The following is an 18,380-nucleotide window of genomic DNA, read 5'->3' on the forward strand; positions in this document are numbered from 1 at the left end:
CTAGGGAGCATTCTCAATTAGTTTTCACACAGCGTTATCGCCTTAAAGCCAGCCAGGCAAGGCGCAGGCCGCTGGGAATGGTTGTTCCCTTTCCAAGGCCTGCAACGCAGACTGGCCGGCTTTAAGGCACAACCCGAAGGGCCGGGCCTGCTGTTTGTGCAGGGCTGCGTTGCTCGAAGCTTATTTGGAATGACCAAACCACGCTTCTCGCGCCTTGCCCTGCACAACAGCAGACCCGGAGCGGTGTGAAAACTAATTGAGAACGCCCCCTAGGTTGTACGATCTTCAACGGATTGCGTGCGAGGATGAGTGTGCGCAGTGACAGGCGCCCTCAATCACAGGATAATGCCGCATCTTTTTTCGACGGCTCTGCGTTGCGGGCCGGTCGATGTGTTTGCTTGTTTGGCCGCCTTAGCCTGACAACCCTGGAGTGTCTGGTTTGATCGTCTTCCGTTATCTGTCCCGCGAAGTCCTGTTGACCCTCAGCGCCGTGAGTGCGGTGTTGCTGGTCATCATCATGAGCGGTCGCTTCATCAAATACCTCGCTCAGGCCGCTGCCGGCCAGCTCGATCCGGGTTCGCTGTTCCTGATCATGGGCTTTCGTCTGCCGGGCTTCCTGCAACTGATTCTGCCGCTGGGTCTGTTCCTCGGGATCCTGCTGGCCTACGGTCGCCTGTACCTGGAAAGCGAAATGACCGTGCTCTCGGCCACCGGCATGAGTCAGCAGAAGCTGTTTCGCATGACCCTGTTTCCGGCAACGCTGGTGGCACTGGTCGTGGCATGGCTGAGCCTGGGCCTGGCCCCGCAGGGTGCCAATCAGTTCCAGTTGCTGCTGAACAAGCAAGACGCCCTGACCGAGTTCGATACCCTCGAACCGGGTCGCTTCCAGGCCCTGCGTGACGGCACCCGAGTGACCTACACCGAAACGTTGAGCGACGATCGCGTCAACCTGGGCGGCGTGTTCATCTCGCAGAAGAACCTCGGCGCCGATCAGAAGGATCGCGGGATTTCCGTGCTTGTGGCCGAAAAGGGCCGTCAGGAAGTCCGCCCCGACGGCAATCGCTACCTGATTCTCGACAATGGTTATCGCTATGACGGCAGTCCGGGTCAGGCGGATTACCGCGCCATTCACTACGAAAATTATGGTGTGCTGCTGCCCAAACCGGACGTCAGCGAAGAAGTCACCGATCGTGACGCCATGCCGACTTCGTCTCTGCTGGGCAGTGACGACATCCGCTCCAAAACCGAACTGCAATGGCGTCTTTCCCTGCCGTTGCTGGTGTTTATCGTGACCCTGATGGCGGTGCCGCTGTCGCGAGTCAATCCGCGTCAAGGGCGTTTCCTCAAGCTGCTGCCGGCGATTCTTCTTTATATGGCTTACCTGACCATCCTGATTGCCGCCCGCGGCGCCCTTGAAAAAGGCAAGATTCCACCGGCGCTCGGCTTATGGTGGGTGCATGCGATCTTCCTGGTCATCGGCCTCGGCCTGCTGTATTGGGAGCCGCTGCGTCTGAAGATGGCCAGCCGTCGCGCTGCTGCGCTGGAGGTGGCCCGTGGTTAAGCTCGACCGCTACATCGGCAGCAGCGTGTTCATGGCTATCATTGCCGTGCTGGCAATCATTCTCGGTCTGGCGACCCTGTTCGCCTTTATCGATGAGATGGGTGACGTCAGCGAAACCTACACATTGGTAGACGTGCTGAGTTTCGTCCTGCTGACCGCGCCGCGCCGGCTCTACGAAATGTTGCCGATGGCCGCGTTGATTGGCTGCCTGATCGGCCTCGGCAGTCTGGCCAGCAGCAGCGAACTGACCGTAATGCGTGCCGCTGGCGTGTCGATCGGCCGGATCGTCTGGGCGGTGATGAAGCCGATGCTGGTGCTGATGCTCGCAGGCGTGTTGATTGGCGAATACGTCGCCCCGGCCACCGAAAGCATGGCCCAGGCCAATCGCTCGCTGGCCCAGGGCAGCGGCGACGCGCAAAGCGCCAAGCACGGTATGTGGCACCGTCAGGGTGAAGAATTCATCCACATCAACGCCGTGCAACCCAACGGCCTGTTGTATGGCGTGACTCGCTATCACTTCGACAAGGAGCGCCATCTGCTGAGCTCCAGCTTCGCCAAGAAGGCCGAGTTCGATGGCACTCAATGGCAGCTCACCGACGTGGCCACCACCTTGTTCCATGAGCGCAGCACCGAAGTCGTAAACACGCCGAGCGAGCGTTGGGACGTGGCCTTGAGCCCGCAACTGCTGAGCACTGTGGTGATGGCCCCGGAATCGCTGTCGATCAGCGGACTTTGGGGCTACATCCACTATCTGTCGGAGCAGGGCCTGAGCAACGGCCGTTACTGGCTGGCATTTTGGGTCAAGGTGTTGCAGCCGTTGGTGACAGCCGCGCTGGTGTTGATGGCGATTTCCTTCATCTTCGGCCCGCTGCGTTCGGTAACCCTCGGCCAGCGTGTGTTCACCGGTGTGCTGGTCGGCTTCACCTTCCGCATCGTCCAGGATTTGCTCGGTCCGTCGAGCCTGGTGTTCGGTTTCTCGCCGCTGTTTGCGGTGCTGGTGCCGGCCGGTGTCTGCGCGCTGGCAGGTGTCTGGCTGCTTAGACGAGCCGGTTGATGAACAAGCTTTCATCCTCTGCTTAGCCCCGGAAACGCCTCGATCAACCGATCGGGGCGTTTTTGCATGCAATCCGGGTGACAGGCGAACGTGACGCTTGCGCCGTGTATCAGGTACAATTCCCGGCTATTTTTCGGCGGGCCATGCCTGCAGCCTTTTTGAGTGTTGATCCGTGAGTGATTTGAGTCATATCCGCAATTTCTCCATCATCGCCCACATTGACCATGGCAAGTCGACGCTGGCCGATCGCTTCATCCAGATGTGCGGCGGCCTGGCCGAGCGTGAAATGGAAGCCCAGGTACTGGATTCCATGGATCTTGAGCGTGAGCGCGGGATCACCATCAAGGCCCACAGCGTTACCCTTTATTACAAAGCCAAAGATGGCGTCACCTACCAGCTGAACTTCATTGACACCCCGGGCCACGTAGACTTTACCTATGAAGTCAGCCGTTCCCTGGCCGCGTGTGAAGGTGCCTTGCTGGTGGTCGATGCCGGTCAGGGCGTCGAAGCCCAGTCCGTGGCCAACTGCTACACCGCGATTGAGCAGGGCCTTGAGGTCATGCCGGTCCTGAACAAGATCGACCTGCCACAGGCTGATCCTGATCGCGTCAAAGACGAAATCGAAAAGATCATCGGCATCGACGCCACTGACGCCGTCACCTGCAGTGCCAAGACCGGCCTGGGTGTCGACGAAGTGCTTGAGCGTCTGGTGCACACCATTCCTGCGCCAACCGGCAACATCGAAGATCCGCTGCAAGCGTTGATCATCGACTCCTGGTTCGACAACTACCTGGGCGTTGTCTCCCTGGTGCGCGTGCGTCACGGCCGCGTGAAGAAGGGTGACAAGATCCTGGTGAAATCCACCGGCAAGATCCATCTGGTCGACAGCGTCGGTGTTTTCAATCCGAAACACACCGCCACCGTAGACCTCAAGGCCGGCGAAGTGGGCTTCATCATCGCCAGCATCAAGGACATTCACGGTGCGCCGGTCGGTGACACCCTGACCCTGAGCTCGACCCCGGATGTTCCGGTACTGCCGGGTTTCAAACGCATCCAGCCACAGGTTTACGCCGGTCTGTTCCCGGTCAGCTCCGACGACTTCGAAGATTTCCGCGAAGCGCTGCAGAAGCTGACCCTGAACGACTCGTCGCTGCAGTACACCCCGGAAAGTTCCGACGCCTTGGGCTTCGGCTTCCGTTGTGGCTTCCTCGGCATGCTGCATATGGAAATCATCCAGGAGCGCCTCGAGCGCGAGTACGACCTGGACCTGATCACCACGGCGCCGACGGTAATCTTCGAACTGGTGCTGAAAACCGGTGAAACGATTTACGTCGATAACCCGTCCAAGCTTCCGGATGTGTCGGCCGTCGAAGACATGCGCGAGCCGATCGTGCGCGCCAATATCCTGGTGCCGCAAGAACACTTGGGCAACGTCATCACCCTGTGCATCGAGAAACGCGGCGTTCAAGTCGACATGCTGTTCCTCGGCAATCAGGTGCAAGTCACTTACGACTTGCCGATGAACGAAGTGGTTCTGGACTTCTTCGACCGTCTCAAATCCACCAGCCGCGGCTATGCTTCGCTGGACTACCATTTCGATCGTTACCAATCGGCTAATCTGGTGAAACTGGACGTGCTGATCAACGGCGACAAGGTCGATGCCCTGGCGTTGATCGTGCACCGTGACAACTCGCACTTCAAAGGTCGCCAGTTGACCGAGAAGATGAAAGAACTGATTCCTCGTCAGATGTTCGACGTGGCCATCCAGGCCGCCATTGGCGGTCAGATTGTCGCCCGGACAACCGTCAAGGCTCTCAGAAAGAACGTATTGGCCAAATGCTACGGTGGTGACGTCAGCCGTAAGAAGAAACTGCTCGAGAAGCAAAAGGCCGGTAAGAAACGCATGAAGCAGGTCGGCAACGTGGAAATTCCACAAGAAGCCTTCCTTGCAGTGCTCAGGTTGGATAGTTAGGTCCTATGTCGCTAAATTTCCCGCTGTTGCTGGTCATCGCCGTGTTCGTCTGCGGCCTGTTGGCGTTGCTCGATCTGCTGATTCTGGCGCCCCGCCGGCGTGCTGCCATTGCCTCTTATCAAGGCAGTGTCAGCCAGCCCGACGTCGTGGTGGTCGAGAAGCTGAACAAAGAGCCGCTGCTGGTCGAATACGGCAAGTCGTTCTTCCCGGTGTTGTTCATCGTGCTGGTGCTGCGTTCGTTCCTGGTGGAGCCGTTCCAGATTCCGTCCGGCTCGATGAAACCGACCCTGGACGTCGGCGACTTCATTCTGGTGAACAAGTTTTCTTACGGGATCCGCCTGCCGGTGATCGACAAGAAAATCATCGAAGTCGGTGATCCGCAGCGCGGCGATGTGATGGTGTTCCGCTACCCGAGCGACCCGAACGTCAACTACATCAAGCGTGTGGTCGGCCTGCCGGGCGACACGGTGCGTTACACCGCTGACAAGCGTCTGTTCGTCAACGGTGAGTCGATTGCCGAGCAAATGGTCGGTTCCGAGCCGGGCACGCTGGGCAGCGCAGAGCTCTACAAGGAAAAACTCGGCGCTGCCGAGCACCTGATCCGCAAGGAAATGAGCCGTTACCGCGCCACGCCGGACCATTCCTGGACCGTGCCGGCCGGGCATTTCTTCATGATGGGCGACAACCGCGACAACTCGAACGACAGTCGCTACTGGGATGATCCCAACATTCCCAAGGATCTGCTGGGCATGGTTCCCGACCGGAATATCGTCGGCAAGGCCTTCGCGGTCTGGATGAGCTGGCCGGAACCGAAACTCAGCCACCTGCCGAATTTCTCGCGGGTTGGCCTGATCAAGTAATCACCACGGCGCTGTTGAACACAGCGCCGAATGCATTTCTGGAGTCGCTACAATCGACTCCAGGGCATGAAGCCACGATATTCAGGACGTAATTTTTGAACACAGCGTTAATTGTCCCAGGCCTGCGCCGTATCCCGGCGATGGCGGTGGAATCCAGCTTTGATCTCAGCGTGGGTAAACCGTGAGCGCCTCTTTAAGCCGTCTCGAGCGTCAGCTCGGTTACACCTTCAAGGATCAGGAACTCATGGTCCTGGCCCTCACGCACCGCAGTTTTGCCGGGCGCAACAACGAACGCCTGGAATTTCTCGGCGATGCCATCCTCAACTTCGTCGCTGGCGAGGCGTTGTTCGATCGCTTCCCGCTGGCTCGCGAAGGCCAGTTGTCGCGTTTGCGCGCACGCCTGGTGAAAGGTGAGACCCTGGCCGTACTGGCGCGTGGTTTCGACCTGGGTGATTACCTGCGTCTGGGTTCCGGTGAACTGAAAAGCGGCGGTTTCCGTCGCGAATCGATTCTGGCCGATGCCCTTGAGGCGTTGATCGGTGCGATCTACCTCGACGCCGGCATGGACATGGCCCGCGAGCGCGTCCTGGCCTGGCTGGCCGGCGAGTTCGAAGGCCTGACGCTGGTGGACACCAACAAGGATCCCAAGACCCGTCTGCAGGAACATCTGCAATCGCGCGGTTGCGAGCTGCCTCGTTACGAGGTGGTAGATATCCAGGGCGAGCCGCACTGCCGAACCTTCTTCGTCGAGTGCGAAGTTGTCTTACTGAATGAAAAAAGCCGAGGTCAGGGTGTGAGTCGTCGTATTGCCGAACAGGTAGCGGCCGCCGCAGCACTGATTGCCCTGGGCGTGGAGAATGGCAATGACTGATACAAACGCAACTCGCTGTGGCTACGTTGCCATCGTCGGCCGTCCCAACGTGGGCAAGTCCACGCTGCTGAACCATATCCTCGGTCAGAAACTGGCGATCACCTCGCGCAAGCCGCAGACCACCCGTCACAACATGCTCGGGATCAAGACCGAGGGTGACGTACAGGCGATCTACGTCGACACCCCCGGCATGCACAAGGGTGGCGAAAAGGCTCTCAACCGTTACATGAACAAGACCGCTTCGGCGGCGTTGAAAGACGTCGACGTCGTGATCTTCGTGGTCGATCGCACCAAGTGGACCGAAGAAGACCAGATGGTGCTGGAGCGCGTGCAGTACGTGACCGGCCCGCTGATCGTCGCACTGAACAAGACCGACCGCATCGAAGACAAAGCTGAACTGATGCCGCACCTGAGCTGGTTGCAGGAACAGCTGCCGAACGCGCAGATCATCCCTATCTCCGCGCAGCACGGGCACAACCTTGAGGCGCTGGAAAAGGTGATTGCCAATCACCTGCCGGAAAACGATCACTTCTTCCCGGAAGACCAGATCACCGACCGCAGCAGCCGTTTCCTCGCCGCTGAACTGGTGCGCGAAAAAATCATGCGCCAGATGGGCGCCGAGCTGCCGTACCAGATCACCGTCGAGATCGAAGAGTTCAAGCAGCAGGGCAAAACCCTGCATATCCATGCGCTGATTCTCGTCGAACGTGATGGCCAGAAGAAGATCATCATTGGCGACAAGGGCGAGCGCATCAAACGCATCGGCACCGAAGCGCGCAAGGACATGGAGCTGCTGTTCGACTCCAAGATCATGCTCAACCTGTGGGTCAAGGTGAAGGGCGGTTGGTCCGACGACGAGCGTGCATTGCGTTCGCTGGGTTACGGCGACCTGTAAGCGGTACCAAGATCAAAAGATCGCAGCCTTCGGCAGCTCCTACAGAGTTTTGTGTATACCTGTAGGAGCTGCCGAAGGCTGCGATCTTTTTTGTAATCTCCGACCGGGAAACAGCTCTCATGTCGCAAAGCCCACCTCCCGCCCAACCCGCCTACGTCCTGCACTCTCGCGCCTACCGCGAAACCAGCGCGTTGGTGGACTTCCTCACGCCGCAAGGTCGGCTGCGGGCGGTGTTGCGCAGTGCGCGGGGCAAGGCCGGAACGTTGGCGCGGCCATTCGTGCCGCTGGAAGTCGAGTTTCGCGGCAAGGGCGAGTTGAAGAATGTCGGGCGCATGGAAAGTGCCGGTAACGCGACGTGGATGGTCGGCGAGGCGTTGTTCAGCGGTCTGTACCTCAATGAGCTGTTGATCCGTTTGCTACCCGCCGAAGATCCGCACCCGGCGGTGTTCGATCACTACGCCGCGACCTTGCTGGCCTTGGCCGAAGGTCGGCCGCTGGAGCCCTTGTTGCGCTCCTTCGAATGGCGCCTGCTGGATGATCTCGGTTATGGCTTTTCCATGAACACCGACATCCACGGCGAAGCGGTGGCACCGGACGGTCTCTATCGTCTGCAAGTGGACGCTGGCCTTGAGCGCGTTTACCTGCTGCAACCTGGCCTGTTCAACGGCGTTGAATTGTTGGCCATGGCCGAAGCCGACTGGTCAGCCCCCGGCGCACTCTCAGCCGCCAAACGTCTGATGCGTCAAGCATTGGCCGTTCATCTGGGCGGTCGTCCCCTCGTCAGTCGCGAACTGTTTCGCAAGCCCTGATCACCCCGTATGCTGTGCGCCGAATCTCTAAATTCAGGAGCGCATCCGTGACCACCAGCAATCGCATTCTTCTTGGCGTGAACATCGACCACGTCGCCACCCTGCGTCAGGCCCGTGGCACGCGCTACCCGGATCCGGTCAAGGCGGCGCTGGACGCGGAAGAGGCGGGCGCCGACGGCATCACCGTGCACCTGCGCGAGGACCGTCGACACATTCAGGAGCGCGACGTGCTCTTGCTCAAGGATGTGCTGCAAACCCGCATGAACTTCGAAATGGGCGTCACCGAAGAAATGATGGCGTTCGCCGAGCTCATCCGTCCGGCGCACATCTGCCTGGTCCCGGAAACCCGTCAGGAACTGACCACCGAAGGCGGTCTGGATGTCGCGGGGCAGGAAGCGCGGATCAAGGCTGCGGTCGAGCGTCTGTCGAAGATCGGCAGCGAAGTGTCGCTGTTCATCGATGCCGACGAGCGCCAGATTGCTGCCTCGAAGCGTGTTGGTGCGCCGGCCATCGAACTGCACACCGGGCGCTATGCCGATGCCGAAACCCCGGCTGAAGTCGCTGAGGAATTGAAGCGTGTCGCTGATGGTGTGGCGTTTGGTCTGGCGCAGGGGCTGATCGTCAATGCCGGTCATGGCCTGCATTACCACAACGTCGAAGCCGTCGCGGCGATCAAGGGCATCAACGAACTGAACATCGGTCATGCGCTGGTGGCGCATGCGTTGTTCGTGGGTTTCAAGTCTGCAGTGTCTGAGATGAAGGCGCTGATTCTGGCGGCTGCCTTGAAGGGCTGAAGATCAAAAGATCGCAGCCTGCGGCAGCTCCTACAGGGGGATCATGCTAACCCCGCAATTTTGCGGCGCATGTGATCACCTGTAGGAGCTGCCGAAGGCTGCGATCTTTTGCTTTTAAAGCGGAGCAGGCTCTTGGGTCGGCTTGGACTTGTCGATAGCCGGCACATGCAGATTGCCCTCGGCCACTTGATCGCCTTCAAGCTGCGGTTGGGTTACCCAAGTGAGGATGTCGTAATAACGACGGATGTTCGCCACGAAATGCACCGGCTCGCCGCCCCGGGCGTAGCCGTAGCGGGTCTTGCTGTACCACTGCTTCTGCGACAGGCGCGGCAGGATCTTCTTCACGTCCAGCCACTTGTCCGGGTTCAACCCTTCCTTGGCGGTCAGTTTGCGCGCGTCGTCCAGATGGCCGCTGCCGACGTTATAGGCGGCCAGAGCAAACCAGGTGCGATCCGGCTCCTTGATCGAATCGTCGAGCTGATCCTTCATATAGGCCAGGTACTTGGCGCCGCCCATGATGCTCTGCTTCGGATCGAGGCGATTGGACACGCCCATCGCCCGAGCGGTGTTCTGGGTCAGCATCATCAAGCCGCGCACGCCGGTTTTCGAGGTGACTGTCGGTTGCCACAACGATTCCTGATAACCGATGGCTGCCAGTAGACGCCAGTCGACTTTCTCTTTCTTGGCGTAACTCTTGAAGTGTTGTTCGTATTTGGGCAGGCGCTGCTGCAAGTGCTGGGCGAACGTGGTGGCGCCCATGTAGCCGAGAACGTCGACGTGCCCGTAATAGCGATCTTTGAGGCGTTGCAGGGTGCCATTCTTCTGCACCTTGTCGAGATAGCTGTTGATCTCGTTGAGAAGGCTGTTGTCTTCGCCCGGGCCCACCGCCCAGCTCTGGCTGCGCGCATCGCCGAGGTCGAAGGCCACGCGAATGTTGGTGAAGTACACCTGGTTCATCGCCACTTCGTTGGAGTCGACCAGCGTCAGGTCGATCTGGCCTTCGTCGACCATGCGCAGCAAGTCGACCACCTCAACGGCGTCAGATTCTTCGTACTCGATGCCCGGGTTTTTCTTTTTCAGCTCGGCCAGTTGCTCGGCATGGGTGCTGCCCTTGAGCACCATGATCTTCTTGCCGACCAGATCACCGGCGTCGGTCGGCCGTGACTGGCCATTGCGATAGATGATCTGCGGGGTGACTTCGAGGTAGGAATGGGAGAACCGCACCTGCGTCTTGCGTTGTTCGCTGCTGACCAGGCCTGCGGCGGCCAGTACCGGGCCGTTCGGCTTGCCGATCTGGTTGAAAAGATCGTCGAGGTTGTCGGCGGTCTCGATTTTCAGTTCGACGCCCAAATCGTCGGCGAAGCGCTTCACCAGCTCGTATTCGAAGCCGGTTTCACCGCTGCGATCCTGAAAGTAGGTGGCGGGGCTGTTTCGGGTAATCACCCGCAGCACGCCATCCTCCTTTACGCGCTCGAGTGTGTTGGGTTTATCAACACAGCCACCGAGCATCAGGAAGAGTCCGGTTGCGATCAGCCATTTGGCGTACCGCGGACGCAAAGCCGTTGGGAAAAACATTTGCGCAGTATACGCAAAGGACTGCGGGCGCCATATCTCGACAGCGCAGGGCAGGTCTGCTAGAGATCACAAAACCGAACAAAACCCAGTAGAAATGGGGCCGAAGGGCATTTTGTTACAGTAAAAATAAGCCGTCTTCACAGGCCGGTTAAATTTGACTCACGAATCAGAAACACAGATCGACATGCGAGTGCAACCGTGCGTAGCGTTTCGGGTGATGTTGAAGGCGGTTTAGGCTAGAATGCACGGCCTCAAAGCACACCCCTTCCCGAGGCTGTCCCGAAGATGTTGATCCTGCGCGGCGCTCCTGCCCTTTCTGCCTTTCGCCACAGCAAACTCCTTGAGCAACTGAGCCAGAAGGTTCCAGCTGTCAGTGGCTTGTATGCTGAATTCGCTCACTTCGCCGAAGTCACCGGCGTCCTGACCGGCGACGAACAGCAGGTGCTTGCGCGCCTTCTGAAGTACGGTCCAAGCGTTCCGGTTCAAGAGCCGACCGGCCGTCTGTTCCTGGTGTTGCCGCGTTTCGGCACCATCTCGCCATGGTCGAGCAAGGCCAGCGACATCGCCCGCAACTGCGGCCTGAGCAAGATCCAGCGTCTGGAGCGCGGCATCGCGTTCTACGTGGCCGGTCAGTTCAGCGAAGCCGAAGCGCAGCAGATTGCCGATGTCCTGCATGACCGCATGACCCAGATCGTTCTGGCCAACCTCGAACAGGCTGCCGGTCTGTTCAGCCACGCCGAACCGAAGCCGCTGACCGCGATCGACATCCTCGGCGGCGGTCGCGCCGCGCTGGAAAAGGCCAACACCGAGCTGGGCCTGGCCCTGGCCGAAGACGAGACCGACTATCTGGTCGATGCCTTCAATGGCCTCAAGCGTAATCCGCACGACATCGAACTGATGATGTTCGCTCAGGCCAACTCCGAGCACTGCCGCCACAAGATCTTCAACGCCAGTTGGGATATTGATGGCCAGAACCAGGAAAAAAGCCTGTTCGGCATGATCAAGAACACCTACGTGATGCACAGCGAAGGCGTTCTGTCGGCTTATAAGGACAACGCCTCGGTGATCGTCGGCAACGTTGCCGGCCGTTTCTTCCCGAACCCTGAAACCCGCCAGTACGGCGCGGTGCAGGAGCCGGTGCACATCCTGATGAAGGTTGAAACCCACAACCACCCGACCGCGATTGCCCCGTTCCCGGGCGCATCCACCGGTTCCGGTGGCGAGATCCGCGACGAAGGTGCAACCGGTCGTGGCGCCAAGCCAAAGGCTGGCCTGACCGGTTTCACCGTGTCCAACCTGCAAATCCCTGGCTTCGAACAGCCGTGGGAAGTGCCGTACGGCAAGCCTGAGCGCATCGTCACTGCGCTGGACATCATGATCGAAGGTCCGCTGGGCGGCGCCGCGTTCAACAACGAATTCGGTCGTCCGGCCCTGACCGGCTACTTCCGTACCTTCGAACAATCGATCACCACCCCGCACGGTGACGAAGTTCGCGGTTACCACAAGCCGATCATGTTGGCCGGCGGCATGGGCAACATCCGCGAAGAACACGTCAAGAAAGGCGAGATCGTCGTTGGCTCCAAGCTGATCGTGCTCGGTGGCCCGGCGATGCTGATTGGTCTGGGCGGCGGCGCCGCTTCCTCCATGGCCACCGGCACCAGCTCGGCGGATCTGGACTTCGCTTCCGTTCAGCGTGAAAACCCTGAAATGGAGCGTCGTTGCCAGGAAGTCATCGACCGTTGCTGGCAACTGGGTGACAAGAACCCGATCAGCTTCATCCACGACGTTGGCGCGGGCGGTCTGTCCAACGCCTTCCCGGAACTGGTCAACGACGGCGACCGCGGTGGTCGTTTCGAACTGCGCAACATTCCAAACGACGAGCCGGGCATGGCCCCGCACGAAATCTGGTCCAACGAATCCCAGGAGCGTTACGTTCTGGCCGTTGGCCCGGAAGACTTCGAGCGCTTCCAGGCGATCTGCGAACGTGAGCGTTGCCCGTTTGCCGTCGTCGGTGAAGCCACCGCCGAGCCGCAACTGACCGTGACCGACAGCCACTTCGGCAACAACCCGGTGGACATGCCACTGGAAGTGTTGCTGGGCAAGGCGCCACGCATGCACCGTTCGGTGGTGCGTGAAGCCGAGCTGGGCGATGACTTCGATCCGTCCAACCTCGACATCACTGAGAGCATCGAGCGCGTTTTGCATCACCCGGCCGTGGCGAGCAAGAGCTTCCTGATCACCATCGGCGACCGCACCATCACCGGCCTTGTGGCCCGTGACCAAATGGTCGGCCCATGGCAGGTTCCGGTGGCCGACGTTGCCGTGACCGCCACCAGTTTCGACGTTTACACCGGTGAAGCGATGGCGATGGGCGAGCGTACTCCGCTGGCACTGCTGGACGCCCCGGCGTCGGGCCGCATGGCCATCGGCGAAACCCTGACCAACATTGCCGCTTCGCGCATCAACAAGCTCTCCGACATCAAACTGTCGGCGAACTGGATGTCTGCTGCCGGCCACCCGGGCGAAGACGCGCGTCTGTACGACACCGTGAAAGCGGTCGGCATGGAACTGTGCCCTGAGCTGGGCATTACCATTCCGGTCGGCAAGGACTCGATGTCCATGGCCACCCGCTGGAATGACAACGGCGAAGAAAAAACCGTGACCTCGCCGATGTCGCTGATCGTGACCGGTTTCGCGCCAGTGGCTGACATCCGTCAGACCCTGACCCCGGAACTGCGCATGGACAAGGGCACCACCGACCTGATCCTGATCGATCTCGGTCGCGGTCAGAACCGCATGGGCGCCTCTATCCTTGCTCAGGTTCACGGCAAGCTCGGCAAGCACGCGCCGGACGTCGATGACGCCGAAGACTTGAAAGCCTTCTTCGCGGTGATCCAGGGCCTCAACGCCGACGGTCACCTGCTGGCTTACCACGACCGTTCCGACGGTGGTCTGCTGACCTCCGTGGTGGAAATGGCCTTCGCCGGCCACTGCGGTCTGAGCCTGAACCTCGACAGCGTTGCCGAATCCTCGGCCGAAATCGCCGCCATCCTGTTCAACGAAGAACTGGGTGCGGTGATTCAGGTTCGTCAGGACGCCACGCCAGACATCCTCGCGCAATTCAGCGCTGCCGGTCTGGGCGACTGTGTTTCCGTGATCGGTCAGCCGATGAACAATGGCCAGATCAACATCACCTTCAACGGTGACACTGTGTTCGAAGGCCAGCGTCGTCTGCTGCAACGTCAGTGGGCTGAAACCAGCTACCAGATCCAGCGTCTGCGCGATAACGCCGACTGCGCCGAGCAAGAGTTCGACGTGTTGCTGGAAGAAGACAACCCGGGCCTGAGCGTCAAGCTCAGCTACGACGTCAACCAGGACGTCGCTGCGCCTTACATCAAGAAAGGCATCCGCCCACAGGTTGCCGTGCTGCGTGAGCAGGGCGTCAACGGTCAGGTGGAAATGGCGGCCGCGTTCGACCGCGCCGGTTTCAACGCGATCGACGTGCACATGAGCGATATTCTGGCCGGCCGTGTCGATCTGAACGAGTTCAAAGGTCTGGTGGCGTGCGGTGGTTTCTCCTACGGCGACGTACTCGGCGCCGGTGAAGGCTGGGCCAAGTCGGCACTGTTCAACAGCCGCGCCCGCGATGCGTTCCAGGGCTTCTTCGAACGTAACGACAGTTTCACCCTCGGCGTGTGCAACGGTTGCCAGATGATGTCCAACCTGCACGAGCTGATTCCGGGCAGCGAGTTCTGGCCGCACTTCGTGCGCAACCGCTCCGAGCAGTTCGAAGCGCGTGTGGCGATGGTTCAGGTTCAGGAGTCGAACTCGATCTTCCTGCAGGGCATGGCCGGTTCGCGTATGCCGATCGCCATCGCTCACGGTGAAGGTCATGCCGAGTTCTCCAGCGAAGAAGCATTGCTGGAAGCGGATCTGTCGGGTTGTGTGGCGATGCGTTTTGTCGACAACCATGGCAAGGTCACTGAATCGTATCCGGCCAACCCGAACGGTTCGCCGCGCGGGATTACTGGTCTCACCAGCCGTGATGGCCGTGTGACGATCATGATGCCGCACCCGGAGCGTGTGTTCCGCGCGGTGCAAAACTCGTGGCGTTCGGAAGACTGGAACGAGGACGCACCTTGGATGCGTATGTTCCGTAATGCTCGCGTGTGGGTTAACTAAGCGTCGTGTACAAGCTTGGGTTTTTTGTTCCTGACAGTCATGTCGAGGTGGTCAAAGGGGCCGTGTTCGCTGCCGGTGGTGGGCGGATCGGTGACTATGACCACTGTGCTTGGCAGGTGCTTGGGTCTGGCCAGTTTCGGCCTTTGGATGGCAGTCAGCCGTTTATTGGTGAGGCGGGGCAGGTCGAGCGGGTTGAGGAATGGAAGGTTGAGCTTGTGGTGGCGGATGAGTTGATCGTGGCTGTTGTGGCGGCGTTGAAGCTCAGTCATCCGTATGAGACGCCGGCTTATGAAGTGTGGCGGCTGGAAGATTTCTGATCTTTCTGCCGCTGGAATGAAAAACCCGCTGAGAGTGATTTCAGCGGGTTTTTTGTTGCCCCCGATTTGAGGGGTTAGCTCATTCAAATGTGGGAGCCAGCCTGCTGGCGATGGCGCCCTGACAGGCGACCATGTTCTGGCTGACTGGGTGAATATCCATTTCTTCGGGTGCTGCCGCTGGCGGTTTCGCTCTTACAGCGAGTCACTTTGGCAAACGCCCCAAAGTAACCAAAGGTCTGTGCCCCAACGTTCGGCCCACTCGCTAAGGCTCGGGGTTCCTTCGCTCCGGGTTTCATCCACTCAGCCTGCCGACGGGGCCCGTGGATCAAGATCAAGAGCTGCAGCCGAGCTAACGCTCATCCTGTTGAGTGGGGCGGCTTTGCCGCATGGTTTGTGCGCAAATCAAAACTGTGGGAGCTTGCCAGCGATGGCAGCCTGCTAGTGACGAAACTATTTAGCAGGTTATGGGTTTTGGCTGGCCAGGTACTCTTCCAGGGTCAAGTCTTTGTCCCCGTCCTTGTTGTACTCATTCCAAACAAACTCTCTCATCGTTTTGGCATAGCCTTCGGTGCCTTTGGCGAACTCTTCGATAGTAAGGATTCCGTCCTTGTTTGCGTCCAGATTTTTGTAGGTTTCTTTCAGATGCTCGAGTTGTTCTGCGTCCGTCATTTTCTTTGCCATGTCGCAGCCATCCTTTATGAATTAAGTGCAGGGTTATCGAGGCTACGACATAAAAACTGCCTGATTCAGTCAACGTAATAACGTCGGTCGAGGCGGTCAACTGTCAGACCTGACAGTTGACAGTGCCGACAATGTGGGGGCGATTTCACTCCTGAATGCACCGGCTCACGTGTAGGAGCTGCCGAAGGCTGCGATCTGTTGATCCTGCTTTTGATGTTGAAACGTCAAAGTCAAAAGATCGCAGCCTTCGGCAGCTCCTACACGAGGGAGGCGATTCGCGTTGTTTAACTGGATGTGAGATCACCAGAACCTTCCCACAAGGTTTTCAGGTTGTCCGTCGGACGTCGGATCTCTAGTCTTTGGCTGTCACCGCAAATCGGTGATCGGGTGTGAGAACCCGGTAAGAGGTTTTAATCAAACGTCAGTAGCACCATAATCGCCGCCAGCTTATTTGCTGCCGGCAATGTTCTATGGCGGCTGTGTGCGGGCGGACTTCGGTTCGGCCGGGTTGATCTCTTACCGGTTTCTCACTCCGCACATAGCTGCCACCTCTTCGTCGCGTGAGAAACGACCAGTGATGGCTTCAATCATTTGATTAGAGATCATTGCAATGACCAAGCTCGTACCCGACCCACCCGAAACCAAAACCCCACTCGAAGAAGCTATCCGCGCCGACGACCAGGCCCGAAACCGCGAAGCCATCAAACGCGCTCTCGACTTCTACCTGTGCCCCGAACCCGCAAAGCCGCGCCGATCGAGCACCATGTTCATGGTTTGCCCCGAAGTCGACACCGAAAGCTTGCTCGCCCACGCCTGCGAATCTCTAGCTTCGGCAAGCACCGCCGCCAGCAACTTTGCCAATGAGCTAAGCGGTTCTCAGCGCAGCACGGTATTAGGCATCCAGCAAATCGTCATGCTCGCCGAACTGGCTGTCAGCCGGGCACTGGATCGAGTCGACCCACAAACCTGACGACCGCGTCATCGTTCATTGCCAGCAGGCTGGCTCCCACAGTTGAAACGCACTCCCTTGTGGGAGCTAGCCTGCTAGCGATGAGGCCAGCCCAGACACCAGACTTTTAAACCTTGGCACTGACCTCACTGCGATTGACCAGCGCCTCAAGTGCGCCACTCAAACCCGCAGCCTTATCCCCCACCAGCAAATGCCAAACCCCACCTTCCAACTGGCTGACACCCTGACAACCCAGCTCTTTCAACTGCGCCTCGGACAGCGCCTTGCCATCCGCCAGCAGCAAGCGAATCCGGCTCATGGCGATGCAATCGAGTTGCAGCACGTTGTCGCCGCCGCCCAGCGCATTCAGCCATTGCTGAGCTTCCGAACCCGCGACCACAACCGCTTTCGGTTCATCGGCAACCGCCACAGGCTCGGCAAGAACCGCACGCCCCAACGCCGGCATCGCCAGGCGAATCTCATCTGCAATGCTGTCAGCCATCGGCCCGACCACCACCTGCAAACTGCCACCCTTGCCCGGGCGCACGACTGCCATTGCGCCGAGCGCTTTCAGATCTGCATCGGATGCTTTGTTGCGATCGACCATCTCCAGTCGCAGACGGGTAGTGCAGGCGCCAACGGTCAGCAGATTCTCCGCACCACCGAGGGCTTTGATGTAGGCCCCGGCTCGTTGGTTTTCGGTGAGGACGGCTTTCTCAGCGGTCGCCACATCCTCACGCCCCGGCGTTTTCAGATTGAAGCGACGAATACAGAAATCAAACACCACGTAATACATAACCGCGTACGCCAGCCCGACAGGGACCACCAGCCAGCCATTGGTGGACTTGCCCCAGCCCAGCACCATGTCGATAAACCCACCAGAAAACGTAAAGCCCAAATGGATGTTCAGCGCATTGGTAATCGCCATCGACAACCCGGTCAGCAGCGCGTGCAGCAGGAACAGCAGTGGCGCCAGAAACATGAAGGCGAATTCGATTGGCTCGGTCACGCCGGTCAGGAATGAAGTCAGGGCCATCGACAGGAAGATCCCGCCCATGACCTTGCGCCGCTCCGGCAGGGCGTTGCGGTACATCGCCAGGCATGCGGCAGGCAGGCCGAAGATCATCATCGGGAACATGCCGGTCATGAACTGGCCGCCTTTCGGATCGCCAGCGAAGTAGCGCGACAGGTCGCCGGTCACCAGTGCGCCTGTAGTCGGATCGGTGAAGTTACCGAACACGAACCACGCCATGTTGTTGAGGATGTGGTGCAGGCCGGTGACGATCAACAAGCGGTTGAACACGCCGAAGACGAAGGCACCGAGGCTGCCGCTTTCCATCATCAGGCTGCCGAAGCTGTTGATGCCGTGCTGGATCGGCGGCCAGATGTAGCCGAATACCACGCCCAGACCGACTGCAGCGAAACCCGTGACAATCGGCACAAACCGCCGGCCACCGAAGAACGCCAGATACTCCGGCAGTTTGATGTCCTTGAAGCGGTTGTACAGCGCGCCGGCCATCAGGCCGCTGACAATGCCGGCGAGCATGCCCATGTTGATGCTCGCGTCGAGCACTTTGAGGGTGGAGATCATCACCAGATAACCGATCACCCCGGCCAGGCCTGCGGTGCCGTTGTTGTCCTTGGCGAACCCGACGGCGATGCCGATGGCGAAGATCATCGCCAGGTTGGCGAAGATCACTTGGCCGGCATCGTGGATGATCGCGATGTTCAGCAGGTCGGTGTCACCCAGACGCAGCAGCAGACCGGCAATCGGCAGGATCGCGATCGGCAGCATCAGCGCGCGGCCGAGGCGTTGCAGGCCTTCGATGAAGAGTTGGTACATGGCGGTTCTCCTTCTTG

The 18,380-nt window shown here is 59.3% G+C and carries 14 protein-coding genes; 11 read left to right on the plus strand and 3 right to left on the minus strand.

The annotated features are described in order from the left end of the window. Window positions 1-439: 439 nt before the first annotated feature. The 8 genes from lptF to pdxJ all read left to right on the plus strand — a co-directional run bounded on the left by lptF (window position 440) and on the right by pdxJ (window position 8,816). Window positions 440-1,561, plus strand: coding sequence for an LPS export ABC transporter permease LptF (gene lptF, locus ACA069_RS05055; RefSeq protein ID WP_401271857.1), 1,122 nt, complete (start codon window positions 440-442; stop codon window positions 1,559-1,561). Beyond that, window positions 1,554-2,615, plus strand: a complete 1,062-nt coding sequence (lptG, locus tag ACA069_RS05060; protein ID WP_187680034.1) for an LPS export ABC transporter permease LptG — start codon at window positions 1,554-1,556, stop codon at window positions 2,613-2,615. The genes lptF and lptG overlap by 8 nt, the downstream gene beginning before the upstream one ends. A 172-nt stretch (window positions 2,616-2,787) precedes the next feature. After that, the gene (gene lepA, locus ACA069_RS05065) at window positions 2,788-4,587 is read left to right on the plus strand and encodes a translation elongation factor 4 (protein WP_187680033.1); all 1,800 of its coding nucleotides are present in this window, start codon (window positions 2,788-2,790) and stop codon (window positions 4,585-4,587) included. A gap of 5 nt (window positions 4,588-4,592) precedes the next feature. Further along, window positions 4,593-5,447 carry a signal peptidase I gene (lepB, locus tag ACA069_RS05070; protein WP_497616578.1) on the plus strand — a complete coding sequence of 285 codons (855 nt, stop codon included), beginning with the start codon at window positions 4,593-4,595 and terminating at the stop codon, window positions 5,445-5,447. 181 nt (window positions 5,448-5,628) lie between these two features. Beyond that, window positions 5,629-6,318, plus strand: a complete 690-nt coding sequence (gene rnc, locus ACA069_RS05075; protein WP_187680031.1) for a ribonuclease III — start codon at window positions 5,629-5,631, stop codon at window positions 6,316-6,318. Next, complete coding sequence (gene era, locus ACA069_RS05080) at window positions 6,311-7,213, plus strand: GTPase Era (protein ID WP_489879172.1); 903 nt, start codon at window positions 6,311-6,313, stop codon at window positions 7,211-7,213. Before rnc ends, era begins: the two co-directional genes overlap by 8 nt. A gap of 119 nt (window positions 7,214-7,332) precedes the next feature. Continuing rightward, window positions 7,333-8,022, plus strand: a complete 690-nt coding sequence (recO, locus tag ACA069_RS05085) for a DNA repair protein RecO (protein WP_187680030.1) — start codon at window positions 7,333-7,335, stop codon at window positions 8,020-8,022. 47 nt (window positions 8,023-8,069) lie between these two features. Next, on the plus strand, window positions 8,070-8,816 hold the full coding sequence (gene pdxJ / locus ACA069_RS05090; RefSeq protein WP_497616580.1) for a pyridoxine 5'-phosphate synthase: 747 nt from the start codon (window positions 8,070-8,072) through the stop codon (window positions 8,814-8,816). Window positions 8,817-8,930: 114 nt separating this feature from the next. Here the strand turns inward: pdxJ and mltF are convergent, their stop codons facing one another. Then, a complete protein-coding gene (gene mltF / locus ACA069_RS05095; protein WP_489879169.1) occupies window positions 8,931-10,391 on the minus strand; it encodes a membrane-bound lytic murein transglycosylase MltF in 1,461 nt (486 codons plus the stop codon). A 285-nt stretch (window positions 10,392-10,676) separates the two neighbouring features. Between mltF and purL the strand changes: the two genes are divergently transcribed. Then, entirely contained in the window at window positions 10,677-14,573 is a 3,897-nt protein-coding gene (gene purL / locus ACA069_RS05100) for a phosphoribosylformylglycinamidine synthase (RefSeq protein ID WP_497616582.1), read from the plus strand. A 5-nt stretch (window positions 14,574-14,578) separates the two neighbouring features. Continuing rightward, entirely contained in the window at window positions 14,579-14,890 is a 312-nt protein-coding gene (locus tag ACA069_RS05105) for a YqfO family protein (RefSeq protein ID WP_102356444.1), read from the plus strand. A gap of 462 nt (window positions 14,891-15,352) precedes the next feature. Here the strand turns inward: ACA069_RS05105 and ACA069_RS05110 are convergent, their stop codons facing one another. Further along, window positions 15,353-15,571: an EF-hand domain-containing protein gene (locus ACA069_RS05110; protein WP_489879167.1), complete on the minus strand. Its 219-nt coding sequence runs from the start codon at window positions 15,569-15,571 to the stop codon at window positions 15,353-15,355. Between the two features lie 610 nt (window positions 15,572-16,181). Here ACA069_RS05110 and ACA069_RS05115 point away from each other — a divergent pair. Further along, on the plus strand, window positions 16,182-16,541 hold the full coding sequence (locus ACA069_RS05115; RefSeq protein WP_497616584.1) for a DUF6124 family protein: 360 nt from the start codon (window positions 16,182-16,184) through the stop codon (window positions 16,539-16,541). Window positions 16,542-16,647: 106 nt separating this feature from the next. On the opposite strand, the gene nagE is transcribed toward ACA069_RS05115, so the two are convergent. After that, window positions 16,648-18,363, minus strand: a complete 1,716-nt coding sequence (gene nagE, locus ACA069_RS05120) for an N-acetylglucosamine-specific PTS transporter subunit IIBC (RefSeq protein ID WP_497616586.1) — start codon at window positions 18,361-18,363, stop codon at window positions 16,648-16,650. Window positions 18,364-18,380: the final 17 nt, after the last annotated feature.

It is taken from the genome of Pseudomonas sp. LBUM1652, from assembly GCF_059716105.1.

What these genes read in the sequence shown, in the direction of transcription:
- era (WP_489879172.1), top strand. Translation starts at nt 6,311, where the DNA reads ATGACTGATACAAACGCAACTCGCTGTGGCTACGTTGCCATCGTCGGC.
- lepB (WP_497616578.1), top strand. Translation starts at nt 4,593, where the DNA reads ATGTCGCTAAATTTCCCGCTGTTGCTGGTCATCGCCGTGTTCGTCTGC.
- ACA069_RS05110 (WP_489879167.1), bottom strand. Translation starts at nt 15,571, where the DNA reads ATGGCAAAGAAAATGACGGACGCAGAACAACTCGAGCATCTGAAAGAA.
- nagE (WP_497616586.1), bottom strand. Translation starts at nt 18,363, where the DNA reads ATGTACCAACTCTTCATCGAAGGCCTGCAACGCCTCGGCCGCGCGCTG.
- mltF (WP_489879169.1), bottom strand. Translation starts at nt 10,391, where the DNA reads ATGTTTTTCCCAACGGCTTTGCGTCCGCGGTACGCCAAATGGCTGATC.
- ACA069_RS05115 (WP_497616584.1), top strand. Translation starts at nt 16,182, where the DNA reads ATGACCAAGCTCGTACCCGACCCACCCGAAACCAAAACCCCACTCGAA.
- purL (WP_497616582.1), top strand. Translation starts at nt 10,677, where the DNA reads ATGTTGATCCTGCGCGGCGCTCCTGCCCTTTCTGCCTTTCGCCACAGC.
- recO (WP_187680030.1), top strand. Translation starts at nt 7,333, where the DNA reads ATGTCGCAAAGCCCACCTCCCGCCCAACCCGCCTACGTCCTGCACTCT.